We start from the raw sequence: 14,097 nt of genomic DNA on the forward strand, positions 1-14,097 counted from the left end.
AAGAGTAAGATGAAAAAAACATGGATAATTGGGGCTGCCGTGTCCGCATTATTAGGCAGCCAGGGAAGTTTTGCCGCCAGCGCACCAGCCGGGCAAAAAATTGACGCAGGGATGTTAACCACCACGCCAGTGAAAGAAAGTACAACCACACCGCGAAATCCCTTTTCCGGGGATGATACGGTGAAAAACGTCACGCCTGTCAGTGCGCCAGTAGTGGAAATAAAAATTGATTTACTGGAAGAAGAGTTATTAAGCCAGCAGCTCACAAAATGGGCGCAGCAAAATGGCTATAAGCTGCTCTGGAACAGCTCAACTGATTTTGTTATTTACAAGGCAATTCATTTGCAGGGTAAATCAACACAGGATGTACTGGTTAAACTTGGACAAGTATTTACGTCAGAAAACTACGGGCTGGTGATTAAAGACTACCAGGCGAATAACGTACTGATCATTGATGAGCAGTAATTACGCAAGGGAATAATGCTATGAAAATTAAAGTTTCGCTTCTGGCGTTGACGCTGGCTCTTCAGGGTTGTACGTCTATTGATACCAAGTACGATAAAAGTATTGTCCAGCAGGAAACCGGCAACCCGACCACTGCGGATGAAATGAAAACGACCGGTTATATGAAATATAACGAGCCTTATCTGGGCAAAAAGGTTGAATATAACTCCCGTAAACAGGCGCTGCTGCGTAAGCAGGTGAGTATTCAGTCTTACGAGCCTACCGATCTGGCGACAATCCTTGAGGCGGTAACCGCGCAAACCGGTATTAGCTACCGTATTAATACTTCCGTTCCCGGTGGAAAATCGGATGCGGGGGAACCGGAGTTCCGCAGCGTTAAGTTCAACGGAACGTTTGAGGAATTTACCCGCTATATTTCCGCGCTGTATGACGTGAATCCGCTGCTGGATAACAACGGCGTACTGGTCGTCTCTTATTTCCAGAACTATGTGCTGAAGCTCGATTTTTACGGCGAAGACAACAAGTTTGAGACCAGTCTCGACCTGTCCGGTAATGAAGCCACTTCCGGCGGCGGTCTGAAAGGCAAAGCCGAAACCAAGTTTGAATCCAGCTTCTGGGACGACGTTGAGGATATGGCTGAAAAATTTGTCTCCAGCGGCGTTTACAGTATTTTCAAAGACGCCTCGATTCTGACGATCACCGCGCGTCCTTCGGAGTATCACGCGCTGAATGAGTCGCTGAAGAAATTCCAGGCGGATAATACCCGTCAGTTTGTCGTGACTTACAAAATATTTACCCTTGATAAGCGCAAAACGAAAGAGCTGGGCGGTGGGGTCAATATGACCTTCAACGACGGGACCTCCTCTTTTGGTATCGACAGTTCAGAAATGCTGATGAAGCTCTCCGGAGGCTTAACCGCAGGCTGGACCAATCAGCATATGAATATCAGCTCTCAACTGGATGCCCTGTACGAACTCACCGGCAGTAAGGTGATCCAGAGCGGTTCGTTTATTACCCGTAATAACATCCCTATTCCGCTCAACATGACCACGTCGCAATATTATGTTTCAAGTCGCACCAGGGAAGAAGACTCCAATTCAGGAGACGTCAGTACGGAGGTGGAAACCACGGAACTGGTCACCGGCACCAGCTTTATTCTTACCCCACGTATCTTAACCGACGGGCGAATTGAAGTGGCCAGCGGCTTTACCAAGCGCTACCTCAACTCAATCGATACCTTTGATGAAGTTCAGTTGCCGTCGGTAAGCACGACGGAAATGTTTAACATTTCCACTATTACGCCGGGTAGCCTGCTGCTGGTCAGCAAATACGAAGCGAAAGAGGATGCTGACGGTCAGGGATGGTCGGTGCTGGCAGGTTCGGTCACCAACAGCGATCATGTCGAAACCGTGGTTATGGTAGTCGGTATTGATAATTACCGTGCCCCAACGCAGACCCGATGAGGGCATCATGCTTAAGCACTTATCAGAAAATCGGGTATTAATTGATCTGGTCTGGAGCTACGAGCCTGCCTCTCACGAACCTTATTATCTTGACTGGCTGGCGCATTTACGGCGAACCCATCGCCAGTTAACGGTCCTGTCGGATGAAGGGGAAATGGTTACGGGTTTCTGTACTAAACACTCCACCTTATATGAGCCTTTCGCCCTGTGGATGAAAGCCCTGTACGGTGACGGTATTTATTACTATGAGCAGGCGGAAAGCTACTATTTCCTGATTATCTCGCGCGGTGCTCCCGTTTCGGGCAGCGATCGTCTGGTCTCCAGACGCTTCTGGATGAAGCTGAAAGAGCAGCTGAAAGAATCGCCACAGTATGCGGAGCTACCGTTAATTCAGTTAACGGAACAGCACTTTGAGGCGGTGATTGAAGGCTGTACTGAACATCAGCGGCGGCAGAAAAAACGGCGACAGATGATGATCGGCGCTCTGTTAGCAGGCGGCATCGTATTTTTACTGGTGTTTATGACACTGCTGAAATTATTTATAAAAGGATGAGAACGTGGCGGTCTCTGAAAATATCTATTTCTGGAAACGTCGTAATATTATAGGGGGCGGTTCTACCGGGCGAGGAGGTAATATTATCGTCTGGGTCGTTACGCTACTGATTTTATTAGCTGGCGGCGGCGGGGCGGGCTATTACTATTTTATCTGGAAACCGGAGCAGGAACGATTGGCCAGAGTCCAGGCTGAACAGGCTGCCCGCCAGCAAAAAATCAAAGCTATCGAAGATTTTTATCGCAACTCGCTTACGGGCGGCAGCATTTCTGATGCCAGCCTGCTGCTGGAGCAGCTCTTGCTGGCGAATAAAAAACTGTCGCAGGTAGGCTTTGCGCCAAAAAGTATTGAATGTACCAGTACGGGCTGTTCACTCAGCTATGCGCTGAATCCAGGGCGGATATTTAGCGTGGCCGATATTAATCTCTGGGGCAAAACCTGGTCGCCCAGTTTTTCAAAAAACACGCTGGACTATACGGGCGTTGAGTCCGGGATGAATAAACACCCATGGCTCAGCGCGTGGCAGAGTAAAAATACGGTTAATCTGCCGGTCTGTACCGATGTATTAAGTTATATCAGCACCTGGAACTCATTAGGCGGACGAAATACCGAACTGGTATTAACAGGAATGCCCTCCTCTGCCGTTGGGCAAAATGAAAGCGCGCTGAAAAGTGCGGTAACGTCATTCGGCATGCTGTTCGCCGGTTGGACGATCACCTCACCGACTAAAATGGATTTCTCAGGCGTGTCGTTGGTGTTGAATAAACAACCCTTTGCCGACGCGTTTATTATCAAATCAATCGTATTCAATGAAAACTCAACGCTCGTTACCGGAGGACTGGCATGCAAAAAGGGAAATTAATCATTGCGGGAATAGTGTTGACGCTTTCACCTGCTCTTTACGCCGCAGATACGGCAGAAATCATCCCCGCGCAGCAGGTTGTGCAAGCGGAAGGCACGCCGCCGTTAAGCGACGTATCGCCGATGCAGGATCACGTTGTTGAGATGATAGAAAAAGATTTCAACTTCGAGAGCCAGTACCGCGAGCTGGCGAATCAGCTTGCGCTGGAAAAAGTCCGTAGCGAGCTGCGCAAGCTGCGCGGTGAGAAAAAGGCGGATAGCGCAGCGGTTATGCCGGTGAGCACCGCCAGCACAATGGATGATATTAGCGCTTCCCCTGGAGCAACGTCAGAATCTGCGCCTGGGCTGCGGCCGCTGCTGATTTCCGAAATCGCGGGTCAAAAACGCGTGGCGATTGCCGGCGCCGACGGCGGCGTGAAGATGGTGCCGCTGAATCAGCGTTTTAGCTACGGCGGTTATGACTATATTGCGCGTCATAACCAGGCAAATGACGTGACGGTCGAGGTAGTGGGTAAGTGATCGATTATATCCAGTTTAACGAGGAGAACATTCATTCTCAGGAGTGGCAATTCCAGGAGTATGACGGCGATATTCTGGTTGCTGAACATGCGGATGAAGCCTGGTTACTGGTATCCACGCCTTTGATTGATAATCTGGCACCAATGCAGGCGGTGTGCCACCGCCTGCAGGTTTCCCATAATATTCAGGTTAAGGGAATAGCGCAGGTTACTGAGAAAAATTATTACCTGATCGTTGAACAGCTGCTGTCGGCAGGAAGTAAGCTGCTTGAGCAGGAAAGCAGTAACACACAGCTTGCGCTGGAAGAGATGCTGAAAAAGGCCGTGGCATTGAAGGCCAGCGACCTGCATATCACCCGTAATGATATGGTGGCAAATATTGAGCTGCGCATTAACGGCGTGCTTTGTCCGTTTATACAAATGAAGGCGTCACGCTGCGATGAGCTGGTGTTCGTGCTCTACAACGTTGAGGCAAGCACCCGCGACACCACCTGGAACCGCAATATTGCGCAAAACGCCAATATCCTCTATTCGCTGGCGGGGAAAAGCTACCGCTTCCGCTATGCGCACTATCCGATATTTGGCGAGACCAGCGATTGCTATCACGCGGTATTGCGTATTATTCCATCGGGTCTGGACAGAGCCAGCGTCGCGAGCCTGGATAAGCTTGGCGTTTCCGATGAGGAAATTAGCGACCTCAAAAGGATCCTGAGTAACCCCTACGGCGCTTATATTATTGCCGGAACAACCGGTTCGGGGAAATCCACTACCCTGAAGAATTTGATGGAATGGATGCAAATCAACCGCTATGACAATCGCGGCTGTTTTCTGACCGTAGAAGATCCGGTCGAATATCAGATCTATGGCGCGACGCAAAGTTCGGTATTAAGCGGCGAATCCGGAGGATTCCATTCGGCGATCAAATCCTCGCTGCGTCGCGATCCGGACGTGCTGATGGTGGGGGAAATTCGCGACAATATCTCTTCTAACGCGCTGGCTGGGGCGGTGGAAAGTGGTCACTACTGCTTTACCACCGTGCACGCAGGCAACATCGTTTCGTTATTGCAACGCTTATCCGCGCTCGGTATTACCAGCGATAAGCTTTCAACGCCGGGCTTTATTGCGGGCTTACAGTGCCAGAAGCTAATACCGGTACTGTGCCCGCAGTGTAAAACGTCCTTACGGACCACCGCCATTAAGGGACGCGAATTCCAGCTTTATGAAAAAAACGCTGAAGGCTGTCCGGCCTGCAAACATACCGGTATTGGCGGACGCCAGCTGGTGATGGAGTATTTGCTGCCGGTGTATGACGAGCTGGAGGCCATTGCTGAACAGAGGTGGCTTAAAGTTTATACCGTCTGGCGCGCGAAGCGATTAAAACAGACCGGCCTGAGCGAAGGATTCGAAATTAAAGAAAAAACGATGGCGGCGGTACTTCAGGGACGCGTGTGCGCGACCTGGTTTCAAATGGAGTTTGGACAAGTCGTTCAGGAAGAACTGGAGGTAATAGTTGAAAAAATTCGGTAAGAAACAGCGTATTTATCTTTATCAGTTTTGCGCGGATATGATTAACGCTGAGCTTCCGCTGTATGATGCGCTGCAAAAATTACGCGCGGAAGGGGAAAAACTGCTCGGCAAAGGATTTGCTAAACGTCTGGAAGATCTGACCGCGAAAATGGCGAAAACCACTTCCATTGCGATGGTTTTCGAGGGACTGGTCCCTGAATCTGAACTGAGCGTGATTAACGCGGCGGAACGCAGCGGCAGCCTGGCCGACGGTTTTATCACCCTGGTAAACGTAATTAATTATAACGACGAGCTGCGCAAGAAAATCGTCGGCGCCATCACCTTCCCGCTCATTATGCTGGTCCTGTCGCTGGTGGTGATAGGCGGTTATGCTTATAAAGTGTTCCCGGCTTTTGAAGGCGTTGTACCGGTTGAAAAATGGCCTGGCGTCACCAGCGCGCTCTATATTTTTGGGATGGCGCTGTGTAATGGGCTGTGGATATATATCCTCATTGGTTTTATTGCGCTGGTTACCGTGATCAAAATAGCGATGGGCAAAATGACCGGGAATATTCGTAATCAGTTTCTTGACCGAATTATGCCGTTCTCAACGTATAAGCAGTTGACCGCCTCTATTTTTCTCAACAACCTGGCGCTGATGTTAAAAAACGGCATTCCGCTCAACGATGCGCTCAGCATTATTAGCCTGAACTCCAGCCGCTGGCTGCGCTGGCACCTGGCCGGGATGCAGAAGAAAATGGCGGCAGGCGTCAGCTATGGGGAGGCGCTCAATTCGGGTTTACTGAACACGGAAACGCTGCTCAATATCAGCCTTTACGCCGCGCTACCCTCGTTTAATGAGGTGCTGCTGGCGGTATCGAATAAATCACGTGAACACATTCGGGAATATATCACTAAACTTTCCGGGTTATTAAAAGCGCTCTCCACGCTGATATTAGGCGGTTGCGTAATATGGGTTTTTGCCGCGTTGTTTTCGCTCAGCGACAAGTTGGCGGCGATGGGCGCCAGCGGTTCTTTTTAGGAAAATTAAATCATGGAACTGTTAATGCCATGGATGGTGGCTATTTTTATCCCACTTGGATTGCTGTTTGGCAGCTTAGCCAACGTGATTATTTATCGTCTGCCGCTGATGCTTGGCGTAATAGATGAGGATGATTCAGAAGGAGCGGCTGTTAATTTGTGGTGGCCGCCGTCGCACTGCCCTGCCTGTAAATCGGATATTAAGCCCTGGGATAATATTCCGGTTCTCAGTTGGCTGTTACTGAAGGGCAAATGCCGCCAGTGCGGCATTGCGATCCCGGTTATTTATCCGGTTTCTGAACTGGCGATGGGGCTGGTATGGGGGGCGCTGGCCTGGTTTTACCTGCCGCAATGGTCTCCTCAGCTCGCGCTGGCGTATGCACTGTTGTTTATGGTGCTCTACAGCGCGGCGGTTATCGATTTTAAACATCTGATTCTGCCGGACGCGCTGGTCTTCACCGTGCTCTGGGGCGGGCTACTGCTTGCCGCATCGGGCTACTCCATGGTGCGGGTGAAGGACGCGGTTTATGGCGTCGCCGCCGCCTGGCTATTGCTGTGGGGCGTGATGAAGCTGTGGGAGACGTTGTGCAAACGCGACGGTCTGGGCTACGGCGACGTCAAGCTCTACGCCGCCTGCGGGGCATGGCTTGGCTGGCAGCGCCTGCCGGAATTACTCTGCTTTTCGGCGCTGACCGGGCTGCTGTTTTACGCCTGCGTGCGGTGCTTTTATACGCAAGAGGATGACAAACATCGCTTTTATATTCCGTTCGGTCCGGCTATCGCGCTGGTCGCGTTTTTACTGCTGCTCTGACGGAGGTCGATCGTGTCGTGTCTGATATGGAGCGTATGGCTGACAATAGCGCCGCTGGCGACGACCAGCTGCGAGCAAGCCTGGCAGCAAGCTTTCGTTCCGTCATTACAGGCGGCGCAAGTGTGGTCAGAAGAGAACCTGCAGATATCGTCCAGCGCTGCAGCGGTGGTTGATGATAACGCGCCGGTACGCTTTATCTGGCCCGTGGCAAAGCGCCAGATCAGCTCAGGATTTGGACAACGCCTGCACCCTGTGCTGGGGCGCATGATGCAGCATAAAGGGATGGATATTCCTGTGCCATTCGGCAGCAGCGTGCATGCAATTGCCGACGGCGAAGTGGTGGAGAGCGGCTACGGTCGCGGCACCGGATACTTTATCACTCTCCGTCATGCAGACGGCTGGCTGAGTCGCTATTTTCATCTCGCCTCTGCGCGGGTGCGTAAGGGCGAAAAGCTGACGGCGGGCGAAGAGATCGCCGCATCCGGCAGCAGCGGTTTTAGCACCGGTCCGCACCTGCATCTGGAAATTGCCTGGCGGGGCGTGGCGCTCGACCCGCAGCCCTTGCTGAACAACACCCCGATGCTGGCGCGCGCCGGGCGTGCGTCTGCGGAAGAAAAATCCGACGCTCAGCCTCGGGTGGTGCTGGTTTCTCAGGGACCGGGCGGAACCCGGATCACCGTCCGGTTTAACAACAAAACGCGCACCGTGGCACCAGGTAGTATGGTGTTTGGCAACTATCAGGTCGTGCTGTTGCGCAGTGGTAAATATCAGATTATTTCCGCTGTATAACAAGGAGCTACATAATGGAAAAAAAGAAAAGGATCGCTTTATCGGCGGGGTTGCTGGCGGCAGCGCTGCTTTTTAACCCAGGAGTGTTGGCAAGTGACGACACTCAGGAGCCAGAGAACAGCAAAGGGCATTTTGGCTTTCTGCCTCCGCAGCCACCGCTGAAACTGCCGGGATCACATTATTTTCTCGTTAAGGTTTCGAGTGATTTTAGCCGCCTGGGACAGACAGCGGGTATTAACTATCAGATCACAGGCGTGAATGTTTACTGGAAAACTAAGGGAATCGATCAGGAGCGGGGGCGTTCGCATGCTTCTCTTGTTGGGCCAAATCTGCCAAATTGTTCATTTGGGAACGAAGCCCCGTGTAACGTTACTTTGGCTAATGCTGAAGATGGAAATGAGGACCGTAGCTCTGGTGGAAAACTGTATCAACTTGGATCAACAGAGCATCTGGAAGGGTTAGTATGGGTTTATTCTAACCATCTATTCAACGGTGATACGGTAGGCTCCCCCAAATACCTTGACGATGGAGTTTGTCCCGATCTAGTGAGAAATCAAGATTTAAATCATGCTTTTAATGGCAGGAGAACGCGATTTTTTCGGGGTTTTTATGATGGATTTGAATACTGTGGAAATGGCATAGAGAACATCCCAGGCACCACGCGCACACTTCGACCTGATGGAACCTATGATGCTAAAGTTACTAATCCAGATAACGATGTCCACCTTTCTGCTATGTTCAATTCGCAAGATTCAAGTATCTGTAATGATGCAGGTCCATTATATTGCGGTGGCTCTGGCAATACCCCCAGCGGCTATATCTATATCCCCAGTAATAATCTGAAGTATATGGTTATTGAGGTAATGGGGTTTGAAGCTCAAAGTCACGATCTTCATACTTTTCCCATTATAGCGTTTAAATATACCAACATTGCTCCTGACGATCCTGACAGCTATAAGATGGAATTTGTCTCGTCGCAGGACAAGACGGGGGTTAATTTAGGTGAACCTATCAGCTATATGGTACCATTTTATAATAAAGGTTTTAGCTCTTACAGAAATATAAATCTGTTTGCGTCCGACTTTCACTGGAATGGAGATATAAGCAACGACGGACACGACGACAAATATGTCGGTTACGGCAACTATGGGCCTCTTCTGGATTTCAAAAATATTGACTATCTGGAGGTGAACCTTAAATCTCTCGATCATATGGTGTTAAATGGTCCCTCCCGTATGGCAAAGAATAACGTGTCCGTGGACGGTACACGAGGTGGAGTGGGGGTTAGTCTTCGCAAATATGACTGGAAATGTTCAGAAGGCCCTGAAGTAGTCCCTGACGGGGCAGAACTTAATGGGGCAACAGAAGAGGAATACCTTAAGGCTAATTGTGCCTACAAGACGCGGTATTAATAGCTGACCGGCGGCGTCTGCGCCGTATGAGTTAATTTTTTCCCCGCGAGGTTCACACGGATGTAAACCTCGCTTTTTATCTTTGGACAGGCTTTTCCTGCTCTAACTGATGGCGTTAGTAGGCGTTCACCACGACCCACATCGGTCCCTGACCCACCGCATAACGCCCCTTCTCTGCCAGCAGCCCCTGCTCGCCAGCAATCTCATACACCGCGATATGGTGCGATTTTTGCCCGGCGGCAATCAGGTACTTACCGCTGTGATCGATATTAAAACCGCGCGGCTGAGTTTCAGTAGGCTGGAAACCCTCTTTGGTCAGCACGCTGCCATCTTCAGACACGCTAAAGATCGTAATCAGGCTTGCGGTGCGGTCACAGGCGTACAGATGACGACCATCCGGTGTAATGTGAATATCCGCTGCCCAACGGGTATCAGTGAAATCAGCCGGCATCATATCCAGCGTCTGCACACACTCAATCTTGCCGTACGGATCTTTCAGCGCCCAGACGTCAACGGAGCTGTTCAGCTCATTCACACAGTAGGCAAATTGCTTATTCGGATGGAACGTCATATGACGCGGGCCAGCACCTTCAACGGTGGTCACTTCCGCCGGTTCCTGCGCCACCAGATGTCCATCATCGCTTACCTCAAACAGACAGATACGATCCTGTTTCAACGCCGGAACCCACAGGATACGGTTATCCGGTGAGATGTTGGCCGAGTGGCAGCCGTCCAGACCTTCAACCACGTCAACCTGTTCCACCGGCAGGCCATCTTCCAGACGCGTGACGCTCACGCTCCCGGCGTTATAAGAGCCGACAAACACGAAACGTCCCTGATGATCGGTAGAAATATGCGTCGGGCTACCCGGCAGCGCAGACTCCGCCGCGAAGGTCAGCGCACCGTCATCAGGCGCAATGCGGTAAGCCAACACGCGAAATTCCGGGCGCACGCCAACATAGAGGTAGCGCTTATCCGGGCTGACGACCATCGGCTGTACCTGACCCGGCACATCAACCACCTGCGTCAGCGTCAAAGAACCATCATGATTCAGGCTCCAGACGTGGATTTGCTGACTTTCAGGGCTGGCGGTATAAACGGTTTGCTTCATGAATACTCCTTTGCTTTTTGGCAGGTGGCTGCAATTGCCTGACACACGCCTAAGGTAGACGCTTTTAACGGTGAATGCTTAATTAAGGCGCAGAATTTTGTCCGGCTCCCGTCTCGGTGTACCATTCCAGCAGACAAAATTCTCAACCTTAATCTGGAAATAACTATGACCGCACGCGTGATTGCCCTGGATTTAGACGGTACCCTGTTGACCCCGAAAAAAACCTTGCTGCCATCCTCTCTTGAAGCGCTCGCGCGCGCCAGAGAAGCAGGATACCAACTTATCATTGTCACAGGTCGCCATCACGTTGCTATTCATCCTTTTTATCAGGCACTGGCGCTGGATACACCTGCAATTTGCTGCAACGGCACCTACTTGTATGATTATCAGGCAAAAACGGTACTGGAATCCGATCCCCTTCCGGTAAACCAGGCATTACAGCTGATCGAAATGCTGGATGAACATCAGATCCACGGGCTGATGTATGTGGATGAGGCCATGCTGTATGAGCGCCCAACCGGGCATGTGGTGCGTACCGCTAACTGGGCGCAAACCCTGCCGCCGGAACAGCGCCCTACCTTCACCCAGGTGCCTTCGCTGGCGCAGGCCGCACATGACGTTAACGCCGTCTGGAAATTTGCCCTCACCGACGAAGATATTCCGAAACTGCAGCAGTTTGGTAAGCATGTTGAACAACAGTTGGGGCTGGAGTGTGAATGGTCCTGGCACGATCAGGTCGACATTGCCCGTAAAGGCAACAGCAAAGGACGACGCCTTACCCAGTGGATTGAAGCACAGGGCGGGTCAATGGAAAACGTCATTGCCTTTGGTGACAACTTTAACGATATCAGCATGCTGGAAGCCGCAGGTACCGGCGTGGCGATGGGTAATGCGGACGACGCGGTCAAAGCCCGCGCCAACATCGTAATTGGTGACAATACCACCGACAGCATCGCGAAATTTATCTACTCCCACCTGCTGTAATCACGCGGTAATCGATACGCTCTTAATTTGCGCGTACAGCCACAGGCCAGGTTTGATACCCAGTTCATCCCTGGCCCACGGGCTGATCCTCGCCCACAGCGTTTTACCGCCCACTTCAAGCTGAACCTCCACCTGACCATTATCGTCATAGCACTGCGCGACTTTCGCCCGCAGCACGTTACGAATACTGGTCTGCTGCGGCGGTTGAAGCACCAGCGAAACATCAGATGCCTGAATACGAATACGCAGCGCAGTTTGCAGCGGTTGATCCAGCTTATTGACCCATAGATGCTGATCGCCAAGCGCCAGTGCAGTCATTGCGTAATGTGGATGATGTTCCAGCACGCTGACTTTCAGAATGCTGCTTTGCTGTTCCTTTGGTAGCCACGGATGCATCACGCTGCTGCCCCAGACATCTTCCAGCGAACCGAACGCTTTGACCTGCCCGTTTTCCAGCACCATCACTTTGTCTGCCAGGTGCAAGATTTCATCGAGCGAGTGGCTGACGTACAGCATCGGAATATTAATTTCACGCGCCAGGCGTTGCAGGTAAGGCAACAGTTCGCGCTTACGCGGGATATCCAGCGAGGCTAACGGCTCATCAAGCAACAACAGTTCCGGCGCGGTAAGCAGCGCCCGACCGATGGCTACGCGCTGTTTTTCACCGCCAGAAAGCCCGCCGGGCAGACGGTCAAGCAGCGATTCAATGCCCAACAGGGCCACCAGCTTATCAAACTGTCCGGCCATACTTTTCGCCATACCGTAACGCAGGTTGCCGCGCACTTTATAATGTGGAAACAGGCGCGCATCCTGGAAAACATAGCCCACCCGGCGTTTTTCGGGCGTTAAACAGATACCGTTCTCGACGTCGTTCAAAACCCGTCCGTTAAGCACGATGCGCCCGGACTGCGGCTGCGTCAGGCCGCTGATGGCGTTAATCAGCGAGGTTTTACCCGCACCGGAAACGCCAAAAATAGCGGTGATCCCACTGGCTGGCAGCGTTTCGTTGAGCGTCAGGCAATGCGTCCCCAGCGTCTGGGAGAAATTAAGTTCCAGCATGATTACCGCCCCGTCCGTTCACGGCTAATACGCGCCAGCCATTCAGAAATCAGCAGTGAAATCAGCGCTAACACAATAGAAATGATACATAACCTTGCCGCCGCACTTTCGCCGCCAGGGGTCTGGATCAGGGTATACATCGCCGACGGGATAGTGCGGGTTTCGCCAGGAATATTGGAGACAAAGGTAATCGTTGCGCCAAATTCCCCGAGGGAACGCGCGAACGCCAGCACCGTACCGACAATAATGCCGGGAAGCATCAGCGGTAAAGTAATCGTGACAAATACGCGCCAGCGTCCAGCGCCCAGCGTGCGGGCCGCCTGCTCCAGCTTGACATCGACACCTTCCAGCGCCAGACGAATAGCCCGAACCATAAGCGGGAAAGACATCACCGCCGCAGCCAGTACCGCACCGCGCCAGCTAAAGGCAAAGGTAATGCCAAACCAGTCGTACAGCCATTCGCCAATGAATCCGCGGCGTCCCATGGCAACCAACAGCAGATAGCCCACCACGACCGGCGGCAGTACCAGCGGCAAATGCAGAACGCTGTCGAGCAGCGCTTTGCCCGGGAACTTGCATCGCACAAGCAGCCAGGCAAAGAAGATCCCAAACGGCAGACTAAACAACACAGCCAGGGAAGAAACTTTCAGGCTCAGTATAACGGCCTGCCATTCAGGATCGGTCAGTATCATTACTTGGTCGTAAATCCATAACGTTTAAAGATTTCAGCAGCCTGCGGTCCTTTCAGGTAATCATAGAACGCGCTGACCGTTGCGTTTTTGTGCCCATCAACAATTGCGATAGGGTATTCCACTTTTTTGTGTGAATCTTCCGGGAAAGTCGCAACAACTTTTACGCCCTTGCTGGCGACAGCATCGGAACCATAAACGATCCCCAGCGGCGCTTCGTTACGCTCTACCAGCGCCAGCGCACCGCGCACATCTTCGGCAGGTGCCAGTTTCGGGGCCAGGGTATCCCATGCCCCCAATTTTTGCAGCGCTTCTTTAGCATAAATGCCCGCCGGAACATGTTCCGGATCGCCAACGGCCAGACGCCCACCATTTAACAAACGGGTCCAGTTGGTTTTGCTGTCGATGGTGAAGTCTTTCTGCGCACTGTCTTTCGGTGCGACAACCACCAGGCTGTTACCCAACAGCGTTTCACGCGTTGCGGTATCAATCGACTTTTTGTCTACCGCGTAATCCATCCATTTCTGATCGGCAGAGATAAACAGATCGGCCGGAGCGCCTGCTTCAATCTGGCGCGCCAGCGTGGAAGAAGACGCAAAAGAGGAGACAACATCAACGTTCTTCTCTTTTTTGTATTGCGTCGCAATATCCTGCATCGCGTTAGTCAGTGAAGCCGCTGCGAAAACAGTAATCTTTCCTTCATCCGCCAGCGCATGCCCGGCAACAGTAAGAGAAAGTGTTGCCCCGGCAAACAAGCGTAACCATGTACGTGCCATCTGTAACTCCTTTGCGTTTCGTTATGTATTCGCAAATATAACGAGTAAACCAGGATTTT

The 14,097-nt window shown here is 51.7% G+C and carries 15 protein-coding genes; 11 read left to right on the forward strand and 4 right to left on the reverse strand.

The window, feature by feature from the left end:
- Positions 1–9 precede the first annotated feature (9 nt).
- From HV243_RS17150 to HV243_RS17195, 10 genes are all read left to right on the forward strand, one after another.
- Positions 10–465: a TcpQ domain-containing protein gene (locus HV243_RS17150; protein WP_047359454.1), complete on the forward strand. Its 456-nt coding sequence runs from the start codon at positions 10–12 to the stop codon at positions 463–465.
- A 20-nt stretch (positions 466–485) separates the two neighbouring features.
- Positions 486–1,928 (forward strand): type II and III secretion system protein, encoded by a 1,443-nt coding sequence (locus HV243_RS17155; RefSeq protein ID WP_053389691.1) that lies wholly within the window; start codon positions 486–488, stop codon positions 1,926–1,928.
- Between the two features lie 7 nt (positions 1,929–1,935).
- Entirely contained in the window at positions 1,936–2,481 is a 546-nt protein-coding gene (locus HV243_RS17160; RefSeq protein ID WP_053389690.1) for a hypothetical protein, read from the forward strand.
- 4 nt (positions 2,482–2,485) lie between these two features.
- Positions 2,486–3,343, forward strand: a complete 858-nt coding sequence (locus HV243_RS17165) for a hypothetical protein (protein WP_053389689.1) — start codon at positions 2,486–2,488, stop codon at positions 3,341–3,343.
- Positions 3,325–3,861, forward strand: a complete 537-nt coding sequence (locus HV243_RS17170) for a hypothetical protein (protein WP_053389688.1) — start codon at positions 3,325–3,327, stop codon at positions 3,859–3,861. Before HV243_RS17165 ends, HV243_RS17170 begins: the two co-directional genes overlap by 19 nt.
- Positions 3,862–4,004: 143 nt before the next feature.
- Positions 4,005–5,387: an ATPase, T2SS/T4P/T4SS family gene (locus HV243_RS17175; protein WP_115191215.1), complete on the forward strand. Its 1,383-nt coding sequence runs from the start codon at positions 4,005–4,007 to the stop codon at positions 5,385–5,387.
- Positions 5,371–6,408, forward strand: coding sequence for a type II secretion system F family protein (locus HV243_RS17180; RefSeq protein WP_053389686.1), 1,038 nt, complete (start codon positions 5,371–5,373; stop codon positions 6,406–6,408). Before HV243_RS17175 ends, HV243_RS17180 begins: the two co-directional genes overlap by 17 nt.
- A gap of 12 nt (positions 6,409–6,420) precedes the next feature.
- Positions 6,421–7,218, forward strand: coding sequence for an A24 family peptidase (locus HV243_RS17185; RefSeq protein WP_080859027.1), 798 nt, complete (start codon positions 6,421–6,423; stop codon positions 7,216–7,218).
- Positions 7,219–7,230: 12 nt separating this feature from the next.
- On the forward strand, positions 7,231–8,007 hold the full coding sequence (locus HV243_RS17190; protein ID WP_242672062.1) for a M23 family metallopeptidase: 777 nt from the start codon (positions 7,231–7,233) through the stop codon (positions 8,005–8,007).
- A gap of 14 nt (positions 8,008–8,021) precedes the next feature.
- On the forward strand, positions 8,022–9,419 hold the full coding sequence (locus HV243_RS17195) for a hypothetical protein (protein WP_047359461.1): 1,398 nt from the start codon (positions 8,022–8,024) through the stop codon (positions 9,417–9,419).
- A 115-nt stretch (positions 9,420–9,534) separates the two neighbouring features.
- On the opposite strand, the gene pgl is transcribed toward HV243_RS17195, so the two are convergent.
- Positions 9,535–10,530 (reverse strand): 6-phosphogluconolactonase, encoded by a 996-nt coding sequence (pgl, locus tag HV243_RS17200; protein WP_049042052.1) that lies wholly within the window; start codon positions 10,528–10,530, stop codon positions 9,535–9,537.
- 165 nt (positions 10,531–10,695) lie between these two features.
- Here pgl and HV243_RS17205 point away from each other — a divergent pair, with 165 nt between their 5' ends.
- Positions 10,696–11,514: a pyridoxal phosphatase gene (locus HV243_RS17205; RefSeq protein WP_016152329.1), complete on the forward strand. Its 819-nt coding sequence runs from the start codon at positions 10,696–10,698 to the stop codon at positions 11,512–11,514.
- On the opposite strand, the gene modC is transcribed toward HV243_RS17205, so the two are convergent.
- From modC to modA, 3 genes are read right to left on the reverse strand one after another with little or no spacing between them, the layout of a single operon-like run.
- Entirely contained in the window at positions 11,515–12,573 is a 1,059-nt protein-coding gene (modC, locus tag HV243_RS17210; RefSeq protein ID WP_016152328.1) for a molybdenum ABC transporter ATP-binding protein ModC, read from the reverse strand.
- 2 nt (positions 12,574–12,575) lie between these two features.
- Positions 12,576–13,265, reverse strand: a complete 690-nt coding sequence (gene modB, locus HV243_RS17215) for a molybdate ABC transporter permease subunit (protein ID WP_016152327.1) — start codon at positions 13,263–13,265, stop codon at positions 12,576–12,578.
- Complete coding sequence (modA, locus tag HV243_RS17220) at positions 13,265–14,038, reverse strand: molybdate ABC transporter substrate-binding protein (protein WP_016152326.1); 774 nt, start codon at positions 14,036–14,038, stop codon at positions 13,265–13,267. The genes modB and modA overlap by 1 nt, the downstream gene beginning before the upstream one ends.
- Between the last annotated feature and the right edge of the window lie 59 nt (positions 14,039–14,097).

This window comes from Citrobacter sp. RHBSTW-00599 (assembly GCF_013784065.1).
In the GTDB taxonomy this organism is placed as follows: domain Bacteria; phylum Pseudomonadota; class Gammaproteobacteria; order Enterobacterales; family Enterobacteriaceae; genus Citrobacter; species Citrobacter braakii.

Bases quoted from the DNA above. Each gene is read 5' to 3' on its own strand.
- HV243_RS17150 (WP_047359454.1), top strand. From the start codon at position 10: ATGAAAAAAACATGGATAATTGGGGCTGCCGTGTCCGCATTATTAGGC.
- HV243_RS17155 (WP_053389691.1), top strand. From the start codon at position 486: ATGAAAATTAAAGTTTCGCTTCTGGCGTTGACGCTGGCTCTTCAGGGT.
- HV243_RS17160 (WP_053389690.1), top strand. From the start codon at position 1,936: ATGCTTAAGCACTTATCAGAAAATCGGGTATTAATTGATCTGGTCTGG.
- HV243_RS17170 (WP_053389688.1), top strand. From the start codon at position 3,325: ATGCAAAAAGGGAAATTAATCATTGCGGGAATAGTGTTGACGCTTTCA.
- HV243_RS17175 (WP_115191215.1), top strand. From the start codon at position 4,005: ATGCAGGCGGTGTGCCACCGCCTGCAGGTTTCCCATAATATTCAGGTT.
- HV243_RS17185 (WP_080859027.1), top strand. From the start codon at position 6,421: ATGGAACTGTTAATGCCATGGATGGTGGCTATTTTTATCCCACTTGGA.
- HV243_RS17195 (WP_047359461.1), top strand. From the start codon at position 8,022: ATGGAAAAAAAGAAAAGGATCGCTTTATCGGCGGGGTTGCTGGCGGCA.
- pgl (WP_049042052.1), bottom strand. From the start codon at position 10,530: ATGAAGCAAACCGTTTATACCGCCAGCCCTGAAAGTCAGCAAATCCAC.
- HV243_RS17205 (WP_016152329.1), top strand. From the start codon at position 10,696: ATGACCGCACGCGTGATTGCCCTGGATTTAGACGGTACCCTGTTGACC.
- modC (WP_016152328.1), bottom strand. From the start codon at position 12,573: ATGCTGGAACTTAATTTCTCCCAGACGCTGGGGACGCATTGCCTGACG.
- modB (WP_016152327.1), bottom strand. From the start codon at position 13,265: ATGATACTGACCGATCCTGAATGGCAGGCCGTTATACTGAGCCTGAAA.
- modA (WP_016152326.1), bottom strand. From the start codon at position 14,038: ATGGCACGTACATGGTTACGCTTGTTTGCCGGGGCAACACTTTCTCTT.